Annotated in this window: 24 protein-coding genes; 12 read left to right on the forward strand and 12 right to left on the reverse strand. The window is 71.0% G+C overall.

The features are described from left to right. Positions 1–92 precede the first annotated feature (92 nt). The 3 genes from OG965_RS31460 to OG965_RS31470 all read right to left on the reverse strand — a co-directional run bounded on the left by OG965_RS31460 (position 93) and on the right by OG965_RS31470 (position 3,546). The gene (locus OG965_RS31460) at positions 93–1,550 is read right to left on the reverse strand and encodes a catalase (RefSeq protein ID WP_371655428.1); all 1,458 of its coding nucleotides are present in this window, start codon (positions 1,548–1,550) and stop codon (positions 93–95) included. A 188-nt stretch (positions 1,551–1,738) separates the two neighbouring features. After that, positions 1,739–2,653, reverse strand: a complete 915-nt coding sequence (locus tag OG965_RS31465; protein WP_371655429.1) for a 2-hydroxy-3-oxopropionate reductase — start codon at positions 2,651–2,653, stop codon at positions 1,739–1,741. 38 nt (positions 2,654–2,691) lie between these two features. Continuing rightward, positions 2,692–3,546, reverse strand: coding sequence for a TIM barrel protein (locus OG965_RS31470; protein WP_371655430.1), 855 nt, complete (start codon positions 3,544–3,546; stop codon positions 2,692–2,694). A 136-nt stretch (positions 3,547–3,682) separates the two neighbouring features. Between OG965_RS31470 and OG965_RS31475 the strand changes: the two genes are divergently transcribed. From OG965_RS31475 to OG965_RS31505, 7 genes are all read left to right on the forward strand, one after another. Beyond that, positions 3,683–3,934, forward strand: coding sequence for a hypothetical protein (locus OG965_RS31475; RefSeq protein WP_101392679.1), 252 nt, complete (start codon positions 3,683–3,685; stop codon positions 3,932–3,934). 53 nt (positions 3,935–3,987) lie between these two features. Then, the gene (locus tag OG965_RS31480; protein WP_371657111.1) at positions 3,988–4,308 is read left to right on the forward strand and encodes a helix-turn-helix domain-containing protein; all 321 of its coding nucleotides are present in this window, start codon (positions 3,988–3,990) and stop codon (positions 4,306–4,308) included. Positions 4,309–4,465: 157 nt separating this feature from the next. Continuing rightward, positions 4,466–4,990: a 2-oxo-4-hydroxy-4-carboxy-5-ureidoimidazoline decarboxylase gene (gene uraD, locus OG965_RS31485; RefSeq protein WP_371655431.1), complete on the forward strand. Its 525-nt coding sequence runs from the start codon at positions 4,466–4,468 to the stop codon at positions 4,988–4,990. Further along, positions 4,990–5,379: a hydroxyisourate hydrolase gene (uraH, locus tag OG965_RS31490; RefSeq protein WP_371655432.1), complete on the forward strand. Its 390-nt coding sequence runs from the start codon at positions 4,990–4,992 to the stop codon at positions 5,377–5,379. The genes uraD and uraH overlap by 1 nt, the downstream gene beginning before the upstream one ends. 5 nt (positions 5,380–5,384) lie before the next feature. Continuing rightward, positions 5,385–6,308: a factor-independent urate hydroxylase gene (gene pucL / locus OG965_RS31495; RefSeq protein ID WP_371655433.1), complete on the forward strand. Its 924-nt coding sequence runs from the start codon at positions 5,385–5,387 to the stop codon at positions 6,306–6,308. 138 nt (positions 6,309–6,446) lie between these two features. Then, on the forward strand, positions 6,447–7,832 hold the full coding sequence (locus OG965_RS31500) for an 8-oxoguanine deaminase (protein WP_371655434.1): 1,386 nt from the start codon (positions 6,447–6,449) through the stop codon (positions 7,830–7,832). Positions 7,833–8,141: 309 nt separating this feature from the next. After that, positions 8,142–9,545, forward strand: a complete 1,404-nt coding sequence (locus tag OG965_RS31505) for a nucleobase:cation symporter-2 family protein (RefSeq protein ID WP_371655435.1) — start codon at positions 8,142–8,144, stop codon at positions 9,543–9,545. An 80-nt stretch (positions 9,546–9,625) separates the two neighbouring features. Here the strand turns inward: OG965_RS31505 and OG965_RS31510 are convergent, their stop codons facing one another. Next, positions 9,626–10,474 carry a chitosanase gene (locus OG965_RS31510; protein ID WP_371655436.1) on the reverse strand — a complete coding sequence of 283 codons (849 nt, stop codon included), beginning with the start codon at positions 10,472–10,474 and terminating at the stop codon, positions 9,626–9,628. 132 nt (positions 10,475–10,606) lie between these two features. Here OG965_RS31510 and OG965_RS31515 point away from each other — a divergent pair, with 132 nt between their 5' ends. Further along, positions 10,607–11,224, forward strand: coding sequence for a TMEM175 family protein (locus OG965_RS31515; protein WP_371655437.1), 618 nt, complete (start codon positions 10,607–10,609; stop codon positions 11,222–11,224). A gap of 74 nt (positions 11,225–11,298) precedes the next feature. On the opposite strand, the gene OG965_RS31520 is transcribed toward OG965_RS31515, so the two are convergent. Beyond that, a complete protein-coding gene (locus OG965_RS31520; protein WP_371655438.1) occupies positions 11,299–11,895 on the reverse strand; it encodes a TIGR03086 family metal-binding protein in 597 nt (198 codons plus the stop codon). A 153-nt stretch (positions 11,896–12,048) separates the two neighbouring features. On the opposite strand from OG965_RS31520, the gene OG965_RS31525 reads away from it, so the two are divergent. After that, a complete protein-coding gene (locus OG965_RS31525) occupies positions 12,049–13,020 on the forward strand; it encodes a fibronectin type III domain-containing protein (RefSeq protein ID WP_371655439.1) in 972 nt (323 codons plus the stop codon). A 4-nt stretch (positions 13,021–13,024) separates the two neighbouring features. Here OG965_RS31525 and OG965_RS31530 read toward each other — a convergent pair whose 3' ends face one another. From OG965_RS31530 to OG965_RS31540, 3 genes are all read right to left on the reverse strand, one after another. Next, on the reverse strand, positions 13,025–14,236 hold the full coding sequence (locus OG965_RS31530) for an FAD-dependent monooxygenase (RefSeq protein WP_371655440.1): 1,212 nt from the start codon (positions 14,234–14,236) through the stop codon (positions 13,025–13,027). 80 nt (positions 14,237–14,316) lie between these two features. Beyond that, a complete protein-coding gene (gene aceB, locus OG965_RS31535; protein WP_371655441.1) occupies positions 14,317–15,936 on the reverse strand; it encodes a malate synthase A in 1,620 nt (539 codons plus the stop codon). A gap of 238 nt (positions 15,937–16,174) precedes the next feature. After that, positions 16,175–16,783, reverse strand: coding sequence for an NTP transferase domain-containing protein (locus tag OG965_RS31540; RefSeq protein ID WP_371655442.1), 609 nt, complete (start codon positions 16,781–16,783; stop codon positions 16,175–16,177). Between the two features lie 152 nt (positions 16,784–16,935). Here OG965_RS31540 and OG965_RS31545 point away from each other — a divergent pair, with 152 nt between their 5' ends. Next, positions 16,936–17,244 carry a DUF5955 family protein gene (locus OG965_RS31545; protein WP_371655443.1) on the forward strand — a complete coding sequence of 103 codons (309 nt, stop codon included), beginning with the start codon at positions 16,936–16,938 and terminating at the stop codon, positions 17,242–17,244. A 173-nt stretch (positions 17,245–17,417) separates the two neighbouring features. Here the strand turns inward: OG965_RS31545 and OG965_RS31550 are convergent, their stop codons facing one another. Continuing rightward, the gene (locus OG965_RS31550) at positions 17,418–18,905 is read right to left on the reverse strand and encodes a PLP-dependent aminotransferase family protein (protein ID WP_371655444.1); all 1,488 of its coding nucleotides are present in this window, start codon (positions 18,903–18,905) and stop codon (positions 17,418–17,420) included. Positions 18,906–19,026: 121 nt separating this feature from the next. On the opposite strand from OG965_RS31550, the gene OG965_RS31555 reads away from it, so the two are divergent. Together OG965_RS31555 and OG965_RS31560 are read left to right on the forward strand one after the other, a co-directional pair. Continuing rightward, positions 19,027–19,158 (forward strand): hypothetical protein, encoded by a 132-nt coding sequence (locus OG965_RS31555; RefSeq protein ID WP_371655445.1) that lies wholly within the window; start codon positions 19,027–19,029, stop codon positions 19,156–19,158. Continuing rightward, the gene (locus tag OG965_RS31560; protein ID WP_371655446.1) at positions 19,155–19,667 is read left to right on the forward strand and encodes a universal stress protein; all 513 of its coding nucleotides are present in this window, start codon (positions 19,155–19,157) and stop codon (positions 19,665–19,667) included. Before OG965_RS31555 ends, OG965_RS31560 begins: the two co-directional genes overlap by 4 nt. A gap of 59 nt (positions 19,668–19,726) precedes the next feature. Here OG965_RS31560 and OG965_RS31565 read toward each other — a convergent pair whose 3' ends face one another. From OG965_RS31565 to OG965_RS31575, 3 genes are read right to left on the reverse strand one after another with little or no spacing between them, the layout of a single operon-like run. Beyond that, entirely contained in the window at positions 19,727–20,305 is a 579-nt protein-coding gene (locus OG965_RS31565) for a hypothetical protein (protein ID WP_371655447.1), read from the reverse strand. Positions 20,306–20,314: 9 nt separating this feature from the next. After that, entirely contained in the window at positions 20,315–21,127 is an 813-nt protein-coding gene (locus OG965_RS31570) for a papain-like cysteine protease family protein (RefSeq protein ID WP_371655448.1), read from the reverse strand. 9 nt (positions 21,128–21,136) lie between these two features. Further along, positions 21,137–21,463, reverse strand: coding sequence for a hypothetical protein (locus OG965_RS31575; RefSeq protein WP_067161647.1), 327 nt, complete (start codon positions 21,461–21,463; stop codon positions 21,137–21,139). Positions 21,464–21,547 lie beyond the last annotated feature (84 nt).

A 21,547-nucleotide genomic window follows, 5' to 3' on the forward strand; every position in this document is an offset into this window, starting at 1 on the left:
CGGCCACCCCTCATCCGGGTCGGCGGTTCGGACAGCGTACGAGGACCTGACCTCCCGTCAGATCTCGTACGCGGTCTGGGAGGTGAGGAACCTCAGTCCTCGCGCAGGGCGCGGACCGCTTCCTCCACGCGCTTGCCGTATTCGGCGTCCGCCGCGTGGAAGTGGGCGAGGTTCTTCTCGATCACGTCGTCGCGGGAGACCTGGGAGAGGCCGCCGGCGATGTTGGCGATCAGGCGGGACTTCTCGTCGTCCGACATCAGGCGGTACAGCTCGCCCGCCTGGAAGAAGTCGTCGTCCTTGACGTGGGACGGGGCCGCGTGGGTGCCGGTCCAGCCCGCGATCGCGAGCGGGGCGGAGAGTGCCGCGTCCGTCTGGGACGGGCCCGCGTAGGAGTTGGGCTCGTAGTTCTTGTCCGAGCGGCGGCCGTTGCGGGTCGCCATCAGGCCGTCGCGGCCGTAGTTGTCGGCCTCCGTCGCCTTCGGGGCGTTCACCGCGAGCTGGGTGTGGTTGACGCCCAGGCGGTAGCGGTGCGCGTCCGCGTACGCGAAGAGGCGGCCCTGGAGCATCTTGTCGGGGGAGGGGCCGATGCCCGGAACGAAGTTGTTCGGGGAGAACGCGGCCTGCTCGACCTCCTGGAACACGTTGTCCGGGTTGCGGTCCAGGACCAGGCGGCCCACCCGCTGGAGCGGGTAGTCGCTGTGCGGCCACACCTTCGTCAGGTCGAACGGGTTGAAGCGGTAGTCGGCGGCCTCGGCGGCCGGCATGACCTGGACGTACAGGGTCCAGGACGGGTTCACGCCCCGCTCGATCGCCTGGAGGAGGTCGGTCTGGTGGCTGTTCGCGTCCTTGCCGACCAGCTCGGCGGCCTGGTCCGACGACAGGGAGCGGACGCCCTGGTTCGTCTTGAAGTGGTACTTCACGAAGAAGGCCTCGCCCGCCTCGTTCGTCCACTGGTAGGTGTGCGAGCCGTAGCCGTTCATGTGGCGGTACGACGCGGGGATGCCGCGGTCGCCCATCAGCCAGGTGATCTGGTGCGTCGCCTCGGGGGCGTGCGCCCAGAAGTCCCAGACGTTGTCCGGCTCCTGCTTGCCCGTGAACGGGTCGCGCTTCTGGGAGTGGATGAAGTCGGGGAACTTGATGGGGTCCTTGATGAAGAAGACGGGCGTGTTGTTGCCTACGAGGTCGTAGTTGCCGTCTTCCGTGTAGAACTTCAGCGCGAAGCCCCGCGGGTCGCGGACCGCGTCCGCGCCGCCGAGCGAGTCCGCCACGGTGGAGAAGCGGATGAACGTCTCGGTGCGCTTGCCGACCTGCGAGAGGAAGTCTGCCTTGGTGAGGCCGGTGACGTCGTCGGTCACCTCGAAGTAGCCGTACGCGCCGGAGCCGCGGGCGTGGACCACGCGCTCCGGGATCCGCTCACGGTTGAAGCGCGCGAGCTTCTCCAGCAGGTGCTGGTCCTGGAGGAGGATGGGGCCACCGACGCCGGCGGTGGCGGAGTTCTGGTTGTCGGCGACGGGGGCGCCGGACTCGGTCGTAAGCACGCGCTTCGACATCGTGACCTTCCGTACGGGAGCTGCACTGCTGAACGGTCTGCGGTGTCTGGAGCGTAGGTACGCCCCGAAGCGAACGTCAACAGTTTGTTGAAAATGAAGTGGGGTGTTCCGGGCGGCGGTGACGCCTGGGCGCGACAGGACAGGTGTCAGCGCCACCGCCGCCCGGAAGTCGAGAGGAGCCCGAAGGCTCAGACCTGGGCGCCCGAGAGGCGCTCGACCGCGCGCAGCAGCGCCGAGTGGTCGAGACCGCCGTCACCCTGGGCGCGCAGCGAGGCCACCAGCTGGGCGACGACCGCGCCGACCGGGAGCGCCGCACCGACGTTGCGGGCGGCGTCGGTGACGATGCCCATGTCCTTGTGGTGCAGGTCGATGCGGAAGCCCGGCGCGAAGTTCCGGTTGAGGAAGTTGTCCTTCTTGCGGGTCAGCACGGTCGAGCCGGCCAGACCGCCGTTGAGGACGTCGAGCGCCGCGGCGAGGTCCACCCCGGACTTCTCCAGGAAGACCACGGCCTCGGCGCACGCCTGGATGTTGACCGCCACGATCAGCTGGTTGGCGGCCTTCACCGTCTGGCCGGAGCCGTGCGGGCCGCAGAGCACGATGGTCTTGCCCAGCGCGTCGAAGATGCCCTTGGCCTCGTCGAAGTCGGCCTTCTCGCCGCCGACCATGATGGAGAGCACGGCCTCGATGGCGCCGGCTTCGCCGCCGGAGACCGGGGCGTCGAGGACGCGCACGCCCTTCTCCTTGGCGTTCCTGGCCAGGTCGACCGAGGTCTGCGGGGTGATCGAGGACATGTCGATCAGGAGGGCGCCCTGCTTGGCGTTGGCCAGGATGCCGGCCTCACCGTAGGCGATCGCCTCGACCTGCGGGGACGCCGGGACCATGGTGATGATCACGTCCGCGTCCTCGACCGCGTCGGCGATCGAGGCGGCCGCGGTGCCACCGGCGGCGGCCAGGCGGTCCAGCTTGTCCTGCTCCAGCGTGAAGCCGGTGACGGAGTAACCCGCCTTGATCAGGTTCTCGGCCATGGGCGAGCCCATGATGCCGAGGCCGATCCACGCGATCGCCGGGCGGGTGGGCTGGGAGGAGCCAGCAAGGTTGCTCATTGGGGTGCCTCTCTAACTGCTGTGTTACGTAAGGAAGTTCAGCGGGCCGCGCGGGCCTCGGCCGGGAGCCACTCGAAGGAGGCCGCGGCGTCGGCGGCCTTGTACTCCAGGCCCACCCAGCCGTCGTAACCGGCCTTCGCGAGCTGGTCGAGGAGGGCCTCAAGGGGCAGCGAGCCGGTGCCCGGCGCGCCGCGGCCCGGGTTGTCGGCGATCTGCACATGGCCGGTCTTGTCCGCGTAGGCCTCGATGACCTGGGAGACGTCCTCGCCGTTCATCGACAGGTGGTAGATGTCGAGGAGGAACTTGGCGTTGCCGAGGCCGGTCGCCGCGTTGACCTTGTCGACGACGTCGATCGCGGACGGGGCGCTCACCAGTGGGTAGAGCGGCGACTCCGGCTTGTTGAGGGCCTCGATCAGGAGGATCGCGCCGACCCGGTCGGCGGCGCGGGCGGCCAGCACCAGGTTCTCCAGCGCGAGCGCGTCCTGCACCTGCGGGTCGGCCCCCTCCACCCGGTTGCCGTACAGCGCGTTGAGCGCCTTGCAGCCCACCGAGGCGGCGAAGTCCGCCGCGACCTCGATGTTGGCGCGGAAGCGGTCCGACTCCTCGCCGGGTACGGAGAGGGCTCCGCGGTCGGGGCCCGGCAGGGCGCCCGCGTAGAAGTTCAGGCCCACCAGCTGGGTGCCGGCCTCGTCGAGCGCCTTCTTCAGGGCGTCGAGCTCGGCCTGCGGCGGGGTGGGGGTTTCGATCCAGGGCCACCACAGCTCGACCGCCGTGAAGCCTGCCGCGGCGGCGGCCGCGGGGCGCTCCAGGAGCGGGAGTTCCGTGAAGAGGATCGAGAGGTTCACATCGAAGCGCTGGTCCGAGCCGCGTCCATGCTCAAGAAAAGGGGCCATGAGGGTCGGCGCTCCTTCCGTATTGCGGAAGTTAGTTTCTGCTTGATGGAAGGTTGCAGGGCGAGCGGCGGGCTTGTCAAGGGGCCCCCTCCGATTGGCCTGCCGGATTCCCGAATCCGCGCAGTAGGTTGTGCGCGTGCGATTGAGAGTGGAGTTCACGACCGAGCCCTTCGACCTGGACGAGGCGCCCCCGCATGCCGTGGCCGCCCGCGAGGTCCTGCAGACGGCGGCGCTCGACGCCGTGGACGTGGGCCCCTTCGGCAACACGGCCGAGGGCGGCGCCGACCAGGTGCTCACCGCCGTCGACGCGCTGCTGCGCAAGTCCCTGGCGGCCGGTGCCACCCGGGTGTCGCTCCAGGTCAACGTGGTCGGGGAGGGCGAGAAGTGACCGAGCCTGCCGACCACCCGCTGGTCGCGGCGGTCAAGCCGCTGGTGGACGCCATGGGGGCGGAGATACTGGGGCCCGACCAGGCCGAGCCCGACGACGTGGTGCTCAGCTGGGAGGGCGAGGACGTCATCGCGGTGCGGCTGCCGCAGCTGTCGGACTCCCTCGACCACATCCTGGCCGCCATGGAGCGCCGCCACGGCCGGCCGCTGGCCGAGCTCGACCGCAGGGCCAAGCAGTCGGTCGTACGGACCCTGGAGGCGCGCGGAGCCTTCTCCGTACGCCATGGGGTGGAGACCGTCGCGTCCGCCCTCGGGGTGAGCCGGTTCACCGTGTACAACTACCTGAACAGGGAAAACGCCGCCAAAGGCGAGTAATCGCGCCCGCCTGTGAGCCGTGCTCGCGCAGCCGCCGTCCGGATCCCCGGGCGGCGGCTTTTTGTTGCTCCAAGTTTTCAACAAAGTGTTGACGGGATGTTTCCGAGGGCGTTAGCTATCCGCAGCCCGTCCAGCACCAAGGCCACGGAGGCCGTTCGTGACTTCGACCTCGACGCCGGGCCTCGCCCGGTTCAACACCTCCGACGACAGCACGGCGCTCGCCGCGCTCCACGAGGTGTGCGCCAGCTCGGTATGGGGGAGCAAGCTGCTCGCCCGGCGCCCTTACGCCACCCCCGACGAGCTCTTCACCGCCAGTGACGCCGCCATGGCCGAGCTGACCGCGGCGGACCTCGAAGAGGCGATGGCCGGGCACGCGCCGATCGGGCGGCCGAAGCCCGGCGACCCGACCTCCGCCCGCGAGCAGCGGGGGATGGCCGGCGCCACGGAGGAGCTCAAGGCCGAGATGCTCGAACTCAACCTGGCCTACCAGGACAGGTTCGGCCATGTCTTCCTGATCTGTGCCACCGGGGCCACCGGTGAGCAGATGCGCGACGCGATGAAGGCCAGGATCGGCAACACCGCCGAGGCGGAGCGCGAGATCGTGCGCGCCGAACTCGGGAAGATCAACCGAATCCGGCTGACCCGTCTCGTAGAAGCAGAACCAGAAGAGGACAAGGACTGATGAGTACCGCCACCACCGCATCGGTGTCCACGCACATCCTCGACACCAGCATCGGGCGCCCCGCCGAGGGCGTCGCCATCTCGCTCTCGGCCCGCTCGGGCCGCGACGCCGGGTGGGTGGCGCTCGGCGGCTCCGCGACCGACGCGGACGGGCGCTGCAAGGACCTGCCGGCGCTGCCGGAGGGAACGACCCACGTACGGCTCGACTTCGCCGTTGAGACGTACTTCGAAAAGAAGCAAGCCGAGGCGCAGCAGGACGCCCCCCGCGTAAGGGACAGCGGTGCGTTCTTCCCGGAGGTGGCGATCACGTTCGCCGTCGTGCCGGGCGAGCACTTCCACGTACCGCTGCTGCTCAACCCGTTCGGCTACTCCGTTTACCGAGGGAGCTAGCAGACATGCCCACGATTCTCGGCCAGAACCAGTACGGCAAAGCAGAGAACCGCGTCGTCAAGATCACGCGGGACGGCGACACCCACCACATCAAGGACCTGAACGTCTCGGTCGCCCTCTCCGGCGACATGGACGACGTCCACTACTCCGGCTCGAACGCGAACGTCCTGCCGACGGACACCACCAAGAACACGGTGTACGCGTTCGCCAAGGAGTACGGCATCGAGTCCGCCGAGCAGTTCGGCATCCACCTCGCCCGTCACTTCGTGACGTCGCAGGAGCCGATCCACCGGGCGCGCATCCGCATCGAGGAGTACTCCTGGGAGCGCATCGCGACCTCGGACAACAACTCCAGGTTCATCGGCTCGGACGAGGTCAACCACTCCTTCGCCCGCAAGGGCCAGGAGCTGCGCACCACCCAGATCACCTTCGACGGTGAGAACTGGGAGGTCGTCTCCGGCCTCAAGGACCTCACGGTCATGAACTCCACCAACTCGGAGTTCTGGGGTTACGTCAAGGACAAGTACACGACGCTGAAGGAGGCGTACGACCGCATCCTGTGCACCGACGTCTCCGCCGCCTGGCGTTACAACTGGACCAGCGACGAAGACCGGATGCCCAACTGGGAGAAGTCGTACGAGCAGGCCAAGAAGCACATCCTGCAGGCCTTCGCCGAGACGTACTCCCTCTCGCTCCAGCAGACCCTGTACCAGATGGGTTCGCGGGTGATCAACAGCCGCAGCGAGATCGACGAGATCCGCTTCTCGCTGCCGAACAACCACCACTTCCTGGTCGACCTCGAACCGTTCGGGCTCAAGAACGACAACGAGGTCTACTTCGCGGCCGACCGCCCCTACGGTCTGATCGAGGCCACCATCCTGCGGGACGGCGTCGAGCCGCGGATCCCGGTCGACATGACCAACCTCTGACGCGGAGCGCCCCCGGACTCCGCCGCCCGGGGGCGCTTTCCCTACTCGGCACCCGTGGGCCTCCCGGCCCCGGCACTCAAATCCTCTAGGGTCCTGCCGTGCCCACTCTCGTTTTCCAGTGAAAGAAGAGGAAGCACGATGGCACCATCGGCAGCCCAGCGCATCGTCATCGAGAACTGCGCGATCGCGACCGTAGACGCCGACGACACCGAGTACGCCTCGGGGTACCTCGTCGTCGCCGACAACACGATCGAGTCGATCGGCGCGGGCAGGGCCCCGGAGGGCCTTACGAACGTGGTCCGCCGCATCGACGGCACCGGTCACCTGGTGACCCCCGGTCTGGTCAACACGCACCACCACTTCTACCAGTGGATCACGCGCGGCCTGGCCACCGACCACAACCTCTTCAACTGGCTCGTGGCGCTCTACCCCACCTGGGCGCGCATCGACGAGCAGATGGGCCGCGTCGCCGCGCAGGGCTCGCTCGCCATGATGGCCCGCGGCGGTGTCACCACCGCGATGGACCACCACTACGTGTATCCGCAGAACGCGGGCGACCTCTCGGGCGCCATCATCGGTGCCGCGAGCGAGATGGGCGTACGGTTCACCCTCGCCCGCGGCTCCATGGACCGCAGCAAGAAGGACGGCGGACTGCCGCCGGACTTCGCCGTGGAGACCCTGGACGGAGCGCTCTCGGCGACCGCCGAGACCGTCGACCGGTTCCACGACGCCTCCTTCGGCTCGATGACCCAGGTCGCCGTCGCCCCCTGCTCGCCGTTCTCGGTCTCCACCGAACTCATGAAGCAGGGCGCCGAGTTGGCCCGCTCCAAGGGCGTACGGCTGCACACCCACGGGTCGGAGACCGTGGAGGAGGAGCAGTTCTGCAAGGAGCTGTTCGGCATGGGCCCCACCGACTACTTCGAGTCGACCGGCTGGCTCGGCCAGGACGTGTGGATGGCGCACTGCGTCCACATGAACGACTCCGACATCGCCGCGTTCGCCCGCACCGGCACCGGCGTCGCGCACTGTCCGTCCTCCAACGCACGCCTCGCGGCCGGCATCGCCCGCGTCCCCGACATGCTGAAGGCGGGTGTCCCGGTCGGTCTCGGTGTCGACGGAACCGCCTCCAACGAGTCCGGCGAGCTCCACACCGAACTGCGCAACGCGCTCCTGATCAACCGCCTCGGCGCGCACCGCGAGGCCGCCCTCAACGCCCGCCAGGCGCTGCGGCTCGGTACGTACGGCGGCGCCCAGGTGCTCGGCCGCGCGGCCGAGATCGGCTCCCTCGAAGCGGGCAAGCTCGCCGACTTCGTGCTCTGGAAGCTCGACACCCTGGCCCACGCCTCCATCGCCGACCCGGTGACCGCCCTGGTCTTCGGCGCCGCCGCCCCGGTGACGGCGTCGTTCGTCAACGGCAAGCAGATCGTCGAGGACAACCGCCTCCTCAACGTCGACGAGGACGCCATCGCCCGCGCCACGCGGGACGAGGCGCAGCGCCTCGCGCGGATCGCCGCGCAGGGCTGATCCGGCCCGGGATTCCCGCCCAGGAGTCCGGCCGAGGGGGACGGCCCTCGGCCGGTCGCCGTGGACCCGAGCGGGGTCCGCGGCAGCCGCGCCCGGTGGGTGCGCACCACATGGACGTGCGCACCCACCGGGACGGTGACCCGTGCCCATCCCCGCACGGTGCACCGCCGTTCCACGCCGCACGTCGTACCCGTACGAGACCCTGCCGTACGCCGTACGTAACACCGCCGCATCACGCACGCGTCACACTGCACCACCTCCCTGACACCCGCGTCACCGCCGACGCGTAACCGACCGGAGGAACCGCCCGTGGCCCCGCAGCCCAGGTTTCGCAACGATGCAGTCACTCCCGACCCCGCCAGTCAGAAGCACCCGGTCGACGAGACCCTGCCCCCACTGAAGATGTTCACCAGCGGCCTCCAGCACGTGGCCGCGATGTACGCGGGTGTGGTGGCCCCGCCCATGGTCGTCGGGCCCGCCGTAGGGCTCACCCCCAAGGAGACCGCGTTCCTGATCGGCGCGAGTCTCTTCACCGCCGGGCTCGCCACCCTCCTCCAGACCCTCGGGTTCTGGAAGGTCGGCGCCCGCCTCCCGTTCGTCAACGGCGTCTCGTTCGCCGGTGTCACCCCGATGATCGCCATCGGCAAGGACCGCGGCCATGAGGGCATGGCCGTCATCTTCGGGGCGGTGATCGTCGCCAGTGTGCTCGGCTTCGTGCTCGCCCCGTACTTCAGCAGGCTGCTCCGCTTCTTCCCGCCCGTGGTCACCGGCACCGTGATCACCCTGATAGGCGTCTCGCTGCTGCCGGTCGCCTTTCGCTGGGCGCAGGGCGGCAACGAGGCCGCCCACGACTACGGTTCGACGAAGAACATCGGCATGGCCGCGCTCACCCTGGTGATCGTGCTCGCGCTGCGCAGGCTGCTGCGCGGGTTCCTCCAGCAGATCGCGATCCTGCTCGGCCTGGTCGTCGGCACCCTGGTCGCCGTGCCGTTCGGCATGACCAGTCTGGACGCGATCCGGGGCGCGGACGCGGTCGGCTTCCCCACGCCGTTCCACTTCGGCGCCCCGCACTTCGAGGCCGCCGCCATCGTCTCGATGTGCATCGTGATGCTGGTCTGCATGACCGAGTCGACCGCCGACATGCTGGCGCTCGGCAAGATCGTCGGACGGCCGGCCGACGAGCGGACCATCGAGGGCGGACTGCGCGCCGACACCCTCGGCAGCGCGGTCAGCCCGCTCTTCAACGGCTTCATGGCCAGCGCCTTCGCGCAGAACATCGGCCTGGTCGCGATGACCAAGGTGCGCAGCCGCTTCGTGGTCGCCACCGGCGGCGGCATCCTCATCCTGCTGGGCCTGTGCCCGGTGGCCGCGTCGGTGATCGCGCTGGTGCCGCTGCCGGTGCTCGGCGGCGCGGGCATCGTGCTCTTCGGGTCGGTCGCGGCCAGCGGCATCCAGACGCTGGCCACGGCGGCCCTGGAGCAGGGCGAGAACGCCCTGATCGTCGCCGCCGCCCTCGGCATCGGGTTGATCCCGATCGCCGCGCCGACCTTCTACGACGCCTTCCCGGAGAACGTCCGGGTGGTGCTCGACTCCGGCATCTCCACCGGCTGTGTGGTCGCGATCGTACTCAACCTGGCCTTCAACCACCTTGGCCGGAAGGCGAGTTCGGAGGAATCCGCCGTGCTCGTGGAACCCGTGGTGGCCGCGCACTGAGCCCGCCGGCCCGGCCCGCGCGCGAGCGGCGCGTACGACACCTACCCGTGTCGTACGCGCCGCTCTGTCATGAGGCCCGATCAGCCGATGTGGTACGGGTCGCCGTAGACCTTCCAGTCCAGCGGGGTGTTCAGGTTGAGGTTGCCCTTCTTCAGGAACACCCGCTGCTCGGTGTCGACGCGGCTGGTGTCGCTGTGCGCCTCCTCCTGCTTCATCGCCCAGACGCGGGCGTCGAGGAAGGCGCCCAGGTATTTCGTCTCGTCGCCGCCCTGGGACGGCGGCTTCGCCTTGGCCAGCGCCTTCTTGCGGATGCTGCTGAAGCTGGTGGGGTCGGTGCCGTCGCCGTGCATGACGATGGCGTCGTAGTACATGAACTGCCCGAGCGTGCCCACTCCGTCGGCCTTGCCCTGCTTGACGGCCGGGTCGAAGTAGACCCGGTCCCGCTCGTCGTTCTGGGCGTTCTTGAAGGCGGTCTCCGAAGAGGCCGTCTTCCAGTCCTTGGTGAAGTTGGGGTCGAGCCCGGCGTGCGAGTCGCTCCCGTTCACCTTGCGCAGCGCGGGCAGGTACTTCTGGAGCACGTTCCCCGGCTCGCGGTCGGCGTAGAGCTCGACGAGGTCGAGCATGTCGCCGGTGCCGGAACAGAACCCGATGATGCCGGCGGTGTAGCCCCGGCCGTCGCCGATGTCCTCGATGTACTTGTACTGGGCCTTCCAGTTCAGTGAGGAGTTCTCCGCGCTGGAGACGAGCTCCATCGCTATTTCCTTCTTGGCCGGGTCGTCGAGCCCGGTCGCCGCTGCTGCCATGGGGGCATTGTGGCTGGTCGCGGCGGTGGCCGTGGCCGCGGGTACGGCGATCACGGCGGCGCCGAGCACGGCGGACGCGGTGATCCTGAGACGACGTGCGAGGGCGCTGTGGTGGGGGGTGAGCACCAGACCTCCTGGGGGGAGTTCGTCGTTCACTGTTTTGTTAGGAAACTTTCCTACCACTGGCCGGGCGGAGGCGTACAGCCTTGTGTCACAAGGAAGTTGAAGAATCCGGCCGCGTCGGGTTCAGTTCACCCGGTGAATGAATCGAGCCGGGTCGAGGCGTTCAGCGACGGCGTTTTCGCCATCGCGATCACCCTCCTGATCCTGGAAATCAAGGTGCCCCCGCACGCGGGCGACCACCTCTGGAGCGATCTGGGCCACCAGTGGCCCTCGTACGCCGCCTATGTGGTGAGCTTCCTGGTCATCGGCATCATGTGGGTCAACCACCACACGCTCTTCAGCTACGTGGTACGCGTCGACCGCACGCTGATGTTCCTCAATCTGCTGCTGCTCATGACCGTCGCGGCGATCCCCTGGCCGGCAGGGCTGATGGCCGAATACCTCAGGGAGGACAACGCGTCACACGTGGCCGCCGCCGTCTACAGCGGACTCATGGTCGTCATGGCCATCAACTTCCAGGCGCTGTGGTGGCATGTGACGCGGACCGGCCATCTCTTCGACGACCGCGTCGACTCCGCGGCCGCCCGGGCCACCCGCGCCCGCTTCGCGCTCGGCTCGCTCGCCTACCCGGCGACGGTCCTGCTCGCCTTCGTCTCGGCGCCGCTGACGCTCGCCGCGCACGGGCTGCTCGCGGTGTACTACGGCTTCAACCAGCTCAGGATCCCCACGAAGGAGGCGCAGAAGACCGGTTGAGGTTGCCCGGCCGGGAGGCCGCGGGCACGAGCGGGCCCGCGGCCTTCACCGTGCGCGGCACCGGGCCGCCGGGCTCAGGCTGCCCAGCCCGGATCCCGCCCGCTGAGCCCGACCACCCGGTCCAGCAGTGGGGCGTTCTTCGGCACCTCGACGACCGGCCCGAACGCGGGGGCGCGCATCGCGTCGTCCCGGCTCGCGTCGAAGAAGCCGTGCACCACCTCCAGGCTCGCGGCGCCCGGGTCGTACGGCTGGCCGGTGGCCCGGGCCAGGTCCCAGCCGTGGACGACGAGTTCGTTGAGCGCGACGACGCCCGCGATCGCGGCGGGGAAGGTGATGCCGCCCGCCTGGGTGTCCCCGTCCCAGGCGTCCGGCGCGCGCCACGCCTCGGCCAGTGCCGCCAGCCGCCCGGGCAGCCCGGTGCGCCAGTCCTCGGGCAGTACGGGCGTGACGGACCCGGGGTCGGTGGCGGTCGAGGGCCCGAACTCCTTGCGGGCGGCCGAGTCGAAGGCGGTGGTGAGCCCGGCGATGTGCCCGAGGAGCTCGCGTACGGAGTACTTCGGGCAGGGCGTCGGCGCCCCGAGCTGCTCGTCCCGTACACCGTCGAGCAAGGCGGCCACGGCGCGGGCGGCGGGGCCGAGGTCGGGCCGGGGGGTCTGCGTCTGGGTATCCATGACAGTGCAGACCGGCCCGGCGGCCGGAACTCATCGCGTCCGGCGCGACTTCCTTTACGGGAACGGTGCGACCGGAGTCGTCCGCCCTCTTGCCGAGCGCCGCCACCTGTGCGATATAGGTCTGGACCATCTCGTACGGAGGAGGGCCCGACTGTGCGACGCCCCACCGGATACGCCGTGTTGGTCTGCGCCGTCCTCGTCCTCGCCGCCTGCTCGGCCACCGCCGACGAACGGGACGGGCGGGCGCCGACGGTGCCGGGCACCGTGACCGCGCAGGCGAGCAGCGCCACCTCCGTGCACGTCATGTGGGAGGCGTCGGCCGACGACAAGGGAGTCACCGGGTACGAGGTCCTCCAGCGGGGCACCCGGGCCAAGGCGGTGCCGGGCGAGAAGCACATGATCGACGTCGACGGGCTCGCCCCGGCGACCGCCTACAGCTTCACCGTGCGCGCCCGCGACGCCGCCGGGAACCTCTCCGCCCCCAGCGCCCCCGTGGCCGTCACCACGCCCGCGCCCGGCCCCGCCGACCACGGGCCGCCCACCGCGCCGGGGGCGCCGCGGGGCCGGGCCGACGGGAGCCGCGCGGCGACGCTGAGCTGGCGGCGAGCCACCGACGACGTGGGCGTCACCTCGTACGACATCTACCAGGAGGACGTGCGGATCCACAGCGTCTCCGGGCGCGAGAGCGGCGCCCGGGTCACCGGGCTGCGGCCCGGGACCGTCTACAGCTTCACCGTGCGGGCCCGCGACGCCGCCGACAACTCCTCGCCGGACAGCGCCGCCGTCGACCTCACCACGGCTTCGGCTCCGGGCGCGCCCGCCAGTACGGCGCCCACCGGGCTGAGCGCGCGCTACGGGGAGGCGGCGGGGGTGCCGACCGTCGAGCTGTCCTGGCGCCCGCCGGACACGGGCGGCCCGGTCACCTCGTACCAGCTCTTCCTCGACGGACGCCTCACCACCACGATCGTGTTCGGCGCGTCGCCGCCCCCGGGCCGGGTGTCGTACGGCCTCACCGTCTCGGCCGAGAAGCCGGGCACCCGCTACAGCGTCAAACTCCGCGCCCAGCTGCCCGACGGGAAGTGGGGCGACTTCTCGGCCCAGCGCACGGTCGTCATCGGAGGCTGAGGCTCTACGAGTTGAGCTGCCGTCCGCCGAACGCGCCCGAGCCATCGGCCTGTTGCCACCACTTCTCCAGGCCGCTCTGGTCCATCGCGCTCCAGTCCGGCGTTTGCTCCACGAGGCCGAGGCCGAGTTGCCGGCCCAGTTCGACCATGGACCGGCCGGTCGCAGCCCGGCCCGTGTCGTACGCACTCAGCGCCGCCCGCCAGTCCGGTGCGGTGGTGAGGCACGCCTCCAGGGCGGTGGCGTCCTGGAGCGCCTTGACCGCGCCGCCGCCGGTGTGCGGGCGGGCCACCGTCGCCGCGTCGCCCGCGAGGACCAGCCGGCCGGTGGCGTAGTGCGGCGCGGTGAAGTCGTACATCGGCTGGACGAAGAGCTCGTCGGCTGTGGTCGTGCGCACCAACTGACCCCAGTAGGGCGCCAGTTGCGTGTCCGCGATGTGGGCGAGCCGGGTGTGCAGGGTCGCGGCGAGGGTGCCGGGCGGCAGGCTGGTCGGATTGTCGAAGCGCAGGTCGAGGTCCGGGGGAGGTGCGGTGTACAGCACCCAGTTGACCCGCAGCCCGCCCCGGCCGTCGGGGATGCGGTAGATGATGACGTGCCCGCCGGGGAACACGGCGTACACGCAGTCCTCGTCCGGCCACAGCTCCGGGGCCAGCAGCCGCTCGGCCGCGAAGGCGCCCCGCCAGGCCAGATAGCCCGCGTACTTCGGACGCACCTCGGGGCACGCGGCCGTGCGCACCGCCGAACGGTACCCGTCGGCGCCGATCACCAGGTCGAACCGCTCGCTCCTGCCGTCGGACCCGGTCGCCAGCTCCACGCCGTCCGGGGTGACCTCCACCGCGGTGACAGCCGTCCCGGACCGGAAGTCGGCCGACTCGGGTACCCGGTCGCGCAGTTCGTGCCACAGCGGGCCCCAGTTGTACGTACGGAACGGGAACGGCAGCACCCCGATGCGCCGACCCAGCGGCGCCGAGCCGTCCTTCACGTACCAGCAGCGCCGGTTCAGCTGGAGCCACGGCATCGCGGCTGCCATGTAACCGGCCGCCTCCAGCTCCGCGTACCGGCCGTTGTGCATGGCGAGTCCCACGCCCCGGTCCGCGAGATGGCCCGAGGCCCGTTCGAACACGGTGACTTCCGCCGCGCCGCCCCGGTGTGCGGCCAGCGCCGCGGCACACCCGGCGATACTGCCGCCGACTACGGCGACCCTGCCTCCACGTAACATCCGCTCATTCTGGCAGGGCGGACCCGGCGCGGGGCCGGAGGCGAAGGATTCGCCCCGGCCCCGCGTGGAGTGACGTCGGGTCAGCCGACCAGCTGCTCGTACGCGGGCAGCGTCAGGAAGTCCGCGTAGTCCGCGTCGAGGGAGACCTTCAGGAGCAGGTCGTGGGCCTGCTGCCAGCGGCCGGCCGCGAAGGCCTCCTCGCCGATCTCGGCGCGGATCGCGGCCAGTTCCTCGGCCGCGACCTTGCGGGCGAGGTCGGCGGTGGCGAGCTCGCCGTTCTCGAACACCACACCCGCGTTGATCCACTGCCAGATCTGCGAGCGGGAGATCTCGGCGGTGGCCGCGTCCTCCATGAGGTTGAAGATGGCGACGGCGCCGAGGCCGCGCAGCCAGGCCTCGATGTAGCGGGTGCCGACCTGGACGGCGTTGCGCAGACCGTCGTAGGTGGGCTTCGCGTCCAGCGAGTCGATGGCGATCAGGTCGCCGGGCGCCACCGAGACGTCCTCGCGCAGCCGGTCCTTCTGGTTCGGCCGGTCGCCGAGGACCGCGTCGAAGGAGGCCATGGCGATCGGGACGAGGTCCGGGTGGGCGACCCAGGAGCCGTCGAAGCCGTCGCCCGCCTCGCGGTCCTTGTCGGCCTTGACCTTCTCGAACGCGACCTTGTTGACCTCGGCGTCCTTGCGGGACGGGATGAAGGCCGCCATGCCGCCGATGGCGTGCGCGCCGCGCTTGTGGCAGGTGCGGACGAGCAGTTCGGTGTACGCCCGCATGAAGGGCGCCGTCATCGTCACGAGGTTGCGGTCCGGCAGGACGAACTTGGCGCCGCCGTCACGGAAGTTCTTGACGATGGAGAAGAGGTAGTCCCAGCGGCCCGCGTTGAGCCCGGCGGCGTGGTCGCGCAGCTCGTAGAGGATCTCCTCCATCTCGTACGCGGCCGTGATCGTCTCGATCAGGACGGTCGCGCGGACCGTGCCCTGCGGGATGCCGACGTAGTCCTGGGCGAAGACGAAGACGTCGTTCCAGAGGCGGGCCTCCAGGTACGACTCGGTCTTGGGGAGGTAGAAGTACGGGCCCTTGCCGAGCTCGATGAGGCGCTTGGCGTTGTGGAAGAAGTAGAGGCCGAAGTCGACCAGGGCGCCGGGCACCGGGCGGCCGTCGAAGCGCAGGTGGCGCTCCTCCAGGTGCCAGCCGCGCGGGCGCATCACGACGGTGGCGAGCTGGTCGGCGTCCTTGAGCGCGTACGACTTGCCGGACCTCGGGTCGGTGAAGTCGATCCTGCGCTCGTACGCGTCGATCAGGTTGAGCTGGCCCGTGACGACGTTCTCCCAGGTGGGGGCGGAGGCGTCCTCGAAGTCGGCGAGCCAGACCTTGGCGCCCGAGTTGAGCGCGTTGATGGTCATCTTGCGGTCGGTCGGGCCGGTGATCTCGACCCGGCGGTCGTTGAGCGCGGCCGGGGCCGGGGCGACCTTCCAGTCGCCCTCGCGCACGGCGGCCGTCTCGGGGCGGAAGTCGAGCGTGGAGGTGCGGGCGATCTCCTCGCGGCGCTCCTGGCGGCGGAGCAGCAGCTCGTCACGGCGGGGCGTGAACAGCCGGTGCAGCTCGGCCACGAAGGCGAGGGCCGCGTCGGTGAGCACCTCGTCCTGCCGGGGCAGGGGCTCGGCGTCGACGATGGCCAGCGGGGACGGCGCTGGTGCGGACATGTGCTGTCACTCCTTCGCGGGCGGTGCCCTCACCGGCCGCCGGAAGTCAGAAAAGGCACTCAGTGCCAGGACCCCGGAATGCGACTGGGGGCGCCGTCTCAATCAATCGGGCGCTTCTGAACAGTGGATACTAGTTTCCTCATAGTGGAAGTTCAATGGTTTGTTGATATCGAGATTCTCCGGGTCGACAGACCGTGGCGCTCGGTGCCACCGCGTTCACTCCAGGTGTACCGGAGGATCAGTCCAGGCGCCCGAGATCCGCCTCCGTGTCGATGTCGTACGGCTCGGCCACGTCCCCGCACTCGACGAGCGTGATCTCCGGCTCGTGCGCCGCGAGGTAGGCGCGCGCCCCGCGGTCGCCCCGCGCGCTCGTCGCCACCGGCTGCCACCGGTCGGCGCCGAAGAGCACGGGATGGCCGCGCCTCCCCTCGTACGCGGCCGCCACGAGCGAGGCCGGTGAGCGGTACGCGGCCCTGACGCGGCCGATCGCCTCCGCGCCGATGCCGGGCTGGTCCACCAGGCTCACCAGGGCGGCCCCGGCTCCCGTCGCGGCCAGCGAGGCGAGGCCCGCGCGCAGGGAGGAGCCCATGCCCTCGGGCCACTCCGGGTTGTCGATCAGCACGCAGCCGTCCAGCAGGGCGCGGGCGCGCACCTCGTCCGCGGCGGCGCCGAGCACCACGTGCACGGTGGTGCAGCCGCCCTCGCGCAGCACCCGTACCGCGTGCTCCACCAGCGGGCGGCCCCGGTGCGTCAACAGGGCCTTGGGCCTGCCGCCGAGGCGGCGTCCGCCGCCCGCGGCCAGCAGCAGGCCCACGACCTGCGGTTCGTCCTTCGTCGGTTGTGTCATGGCACCACGTATACCGAATGCTCCCCCCGAATTCCGTCCACACGGTGGCGCGCGCCCGGCGCGATGGCGTTAACTGGCCCGCAACTCCCGTCAGTTGACCTTCGCTGACGGGCTGTGAGCACCGGCACGAAGATGTGCGTGGGGAAGGAATTTTGTTGCGACGCGTGGAGCAGTGGCCCGTGACCGGCAGTGCGGATCCCAGGGTGGCGGGGCTGCGCGTTGCCGTGGCGCGGCTGCGGCGGGAGCTGGCGGGGTATCCGGGGGAGTTCCCGGACCGGGCCGTCGCGGAGGACGAGCTCGCGGCGCTGGATGCGATGGCGGTGTCCGGGGCGCCGGAGGTTTTGCGGCTGCGCCGCTCGCTGTTGCTGATCGCGGGGTCCATCGGCTCGGTGAGCGCGCTCTCCGTGGCCGTGAAGGCGGTTCGGGAGGCGGTGGACTTATTCGGGGAGCCGCGACGCTAGCGCGTTGGCCCGGGATTCGTCTGCGGGTTGTCTGTGGCTGGTCGCGCAGTTCCCCGCGCCCCTAAGAATGCCGCTGCGCGGCAATCCCCTGGGCGCCCCGAAGGGGCGCTTCAGGGGCGCGGGGAACTGCGCGACCAGCCCCCCCACTCACCCGCAGACGAACACCGGGCCGGCTACGCCACCCAGTGCGGGCGGTCGAGTTCCCTCGGGGTCGCGGGCAGGCCCGCGGACAGGGTTGCCGCGAGGCGGCGGACCGCCTCCCGCGTCACATCCGGCGGCATGCAGTACGGGATCCGCAGGCGATGCTCGTGCGTGCCCGGGTCCGCCGCGAAGCGGGCGCCGCCCTGGAGGCGTACTCCGTGGGCCAGGGCCGCCTGGCACAGGGCGCCCGCGATCGGGCGGCCCAGGTCGACCCAGAGCGTCAGGCCGCCCGGCGGCAACTGCCAGCGCCACTCGGGCAGGTGGTGGGTCAGGGCGTCCGCCAGGGCCGTGCGGCGCTCGCGCATCTGGGCCAGCCGTGCCACCAGCACCGCGTCCATCCCGGGCAGCAGCTCCAGCGCCACCAGCTGGTCCAGGACCGAGGACGCCATGTCCCGGTGGATCCGGGTGGCCGCCAGTTCGGTGATCAGCCGCGAACTCGCCCGCACCCAGCCGATGCGCAGCCCGCCCCAGTGCGTCTTGCTCAGCGAGCCGACCGTCACGATCTGCTCCGCCTCGCCGTGCCGCGCCAGCGACGCGAGCGGGACGGGCGCCGGGACGTCCAGCGCCATCTCCGCCATCGTCTCGTCGACCAGCAGCCACGTCCCGGTGGCGCGCGCCGAGCGCAGCAGCCGGGCGCGCTGCTCGGGCCCCATCAGGGCGCCGGTCGGATTGTGGAAGTCCGGGATCAGATAGGCGAGCCGGGGCGCGGTCTGCCGCAGCGCGCACTCCATCAGCTCGCCGTCCCAGCCGTCGTCCGTCACCGGCACGGGCGTCATGCGCAGCCCGGCGTACCGGATCGCGTCCAGGCCGTTGGCGTACGACGGGCTCTCGACCAGGACGCGGTCGCCGGGGCGCCCGAGCAGCCCAAGCACCAGTGAGAGGGCCTGCTGGGCACCGGTGGTGATCAGGATCTGGTCGGGGAGCGTCGGCAGCCCGCGCCGGGTGTACCGCTCGGCGACGGCCGCGCGCAGCTCGGGCAGGCCGAGCGGGTGGTAGCCCGGGGTGCGCAGATGGCCGGTCAGCCGCGCCCCGGCGAGCGCCAGCGCCTCGGCGTACTCGGCCTCCGGCGCGGCGGGCGCCGCCATCGCCAGGTCGATGGTGTCCGCGCCGTCCGGGAAGCTGGCCACATTGGCCGGGCGCTGGCCGGCCGGCAGCTCGGTCCAGGTGCCCGCGCCCCGGCGGCTCAGCGCGTACCCGCCCTCGCGCAGCAGGTCGTACGCGGCGGTCACGGTGGCCCGGCTCACCGCGAGGGCGACGGCCAGCTCCCGCTCGGCGGGCAGCCTCGTGTGCAGCGGAATACGCCCGTCGAGCAGGAGCGTGCGGACGCCCTGGGCGAGTGCGCGATAGCCGGGGCGCTCCCCGGCGGTGGCGGCGACCAGGGTGGCCAGCTGACGGCTGCCCAGTGTCCGGCTGCTGTCGGCCACGCCGCCCAAGGAGTGGACCGTTCCCATCCCTGCCATACCAACTCCCTTGGATTGGCCCTGCTGTCCAGGCCAATCACCCTACAGACTCAGGAGGTGTCAACGCATTGGTCTGGTACGGCTGGAAAGGACGAGAACCATGCAGGGCGAGGCGACGGTCATGGGCACAGTGACAGGCACGGTGACGGACCGGTTCGAGCGGGAGATGCAGCGGCGCAGCGAGGAGCGGCCGAGGCCGGTCTCCCTCGGCCGGCTGCGGGCCCTTCGGCTGTGGAAGGGGCGGGACGAGTGAACGGGCGGCACGGCGGGCCGGGCGCGGGGCGGGTGGTCGTGGGCGTGAGCGGTTCGCTCGGCAGCCTGGCCGCCCTGCGCGCCGCCGCCGAGGAGGCGCGGCGCGGCGGCCGCACCCTGCTCGCGGTGATCGCGTGGGAGCCGCCCGAGGGCGAGTATCTGTATCTGCGCCGACCCGACCCGGCATGGGCGGCGCACTGGGAGCAGGACGCCCGGCAGCGCCTCGACGAGGCCTTCGCGGACGCGTTCGGCGGGCTGCCGCCGGGCGTCGAGGTCCGCGAAGCGGCGGTGCGCGGGCGGCCGGGGCCCGCGCTGTGCGCGGTCGCGCACCGCCCGGACGACCTGCTGGTGGTGGGCGCGCGGACGCGGGCCCGGCGGGCCCGGGTGCGCCGGTACGTGCTGCGGCACGCGCGGTGCCCGCTGCTGGCCGTGCCGGCGCCGCGCGCCCCCAAGGGCGGGGTCCGGGAGCTGCGCCGGGCGACGGCACAGGACTTCGCGCTGCGGGTGTGAGCCCCCGGCGGCAGGGGGCTCACGGGCGGGAGCCCGAAGGGCGTCAGCCCCCGCCCCGGTCAGCCCCCGCCCCGGTCGTCCTCCGCCTCCGGCGGCAGCACGTCCTGCGGCGCGTTCCGGGCGAGCAGCGCGAAGAGCTCCGCCACCGGATACGCGCGGTTCGCCTCGATGCCCGGCGGTGCCGGGGCCGCCGGGACCAGGGTGTCCGAGGCGGGCGAGTGCAGCCAGACGGCGATCAGATGGACGGCCGGCAGGTGCAGCAGCCGCACCTCCGCGTCGCCCGGCTCACGCCCGGCGGCCGCCAGCGCGCCCGCCGTCCCGGCCACGAACGGCCCGTAGTTGAGCTGGCTGAAGACATGGCCGCCCGCCTCGTCCCGTACCGTCTCGGCGAGCGCGACCGGCCCCGAGTCGTGCTGGACGAGATAGCGCCAGGCGACCGGTTGGGCCCGGTCCAGGCCGCCCGGCAGATCGCCGAGCCCGATCACGTACATCTGCAGCGGATGCGCCAGCCGGAGCTCGTCGGCCGCGGCGGGCAGCAGCATCGCGGTGCGGACCCGGCCGAGGCCCGCGAGGAGCTCGACCCCGGCCTCGGCGGCCGAGCGCGACTCCTGGGGTGGCTGCGGTACTTGAAGCGCCATGGTCCGTCCCTATGCCCGGGTGTAGTAGCTGTGGGTCCAGGTTCCGCTGCCCTGGTAGTTGGTCGCGAGCGTGTTGTAGACCTGGTCGGAGCGGCCGTAGATCGGGTCGTCGACGGCCACGATCGCGTCCGAGCCGCTCTGCGGCGCGTCCACGCCCATCGCGGTGAGGAAGTGGCCGCCGCCGGTCGACCAGCCGATCCGGACGCACAGCGGGCGGCCCGCCTTGATCTCGGACTCGACGGTTGCGAAGTCCACCCGGTTGGAGACCATCCGGTCGAAGTGGCCGACGATCCTGAGCGGATTGTCCAGCGGCTGCTGCGAGTTGCAGCCCGCCCCGCTCGCCCCGCCGCCGCAGCAGTCGGTGCGCCCGGTCTGCGAGTTGGCCACCGCGCACTGGGTCCAGGTGCTGCCCGCGTTGTAGAACAGCGCGATGCTGGTCGACACGGCGGCCCAGCACCAGTTGGTCTGCTGCTGGCGCTGCATCGCAAAGGCCAACCGGCCGCCGTCCCACAGCCGGTAGACCGGCTTGTCGTCCAGGACCGTGATGTCGGTGACGATGTGCAGCCGGGCGCCCCAGTCGACGGTGACCACGAAGGTCACCCCGTGGTTGGGGTCGTACGGCGGCGAGTGCGGGCTGATGTTGCTGACCCGCACCGGCGCCGCGCCGAGGAACCGGGGGCTGTGCTTGAGGTCGTTGGGGTCGACGCTGTACTCGGAGACCGTGACCACGACCGTCGAGTCGTGGTCGATGATGCCCCAGTTGAAGTTCAGCGCGGTGCGGCCCTGGAGGCCGGCCCAGTACTGGCGTGCGGTACGCGGCATCGGCCCCCCTCAGCCGTTCTGGTACTCGATGGCGACCGGCGGGCCGTCCAGGACCGTGATGTCGGTGACGATGTGCAGCGGCGCGCCCCACTCCACGTTGACCGTGAATGTGACGCCGTGGTTCGGGTCGTAGGGCGGCGAGTGCGGGCTGATGTTCTCCACCGTGATCGTGGCGGCGCCGACGAACCGGGGGCTGTGCCGGGGATCGTTGTTGTCCACGCTGTACTCGGACGCGGTGATGATCACGGTCGAGTCGTGGTTGATGATGCCCCAGTTGAAGTTGAGTCTGGTGCGCCCTTGCAGATTCCACCAGTACTGGCGGGCTGTCTGTGGCATACGGGCCTCCGCGCGGGGTCAGGCCGGACACATGCCGCATGCATGCCCGCCCGGGGCGCCCGGGACGCGTGGGCGTAGAGGAAA

This window comes from Streptomyces sp. NBC_00224 (assembly GCF_041435195.1).
Classification (GTDB): Bacteria; Actinomycetota; Actinomycetes; order Streptomycetales; family Streptomycetaceae; genus Streptomyces.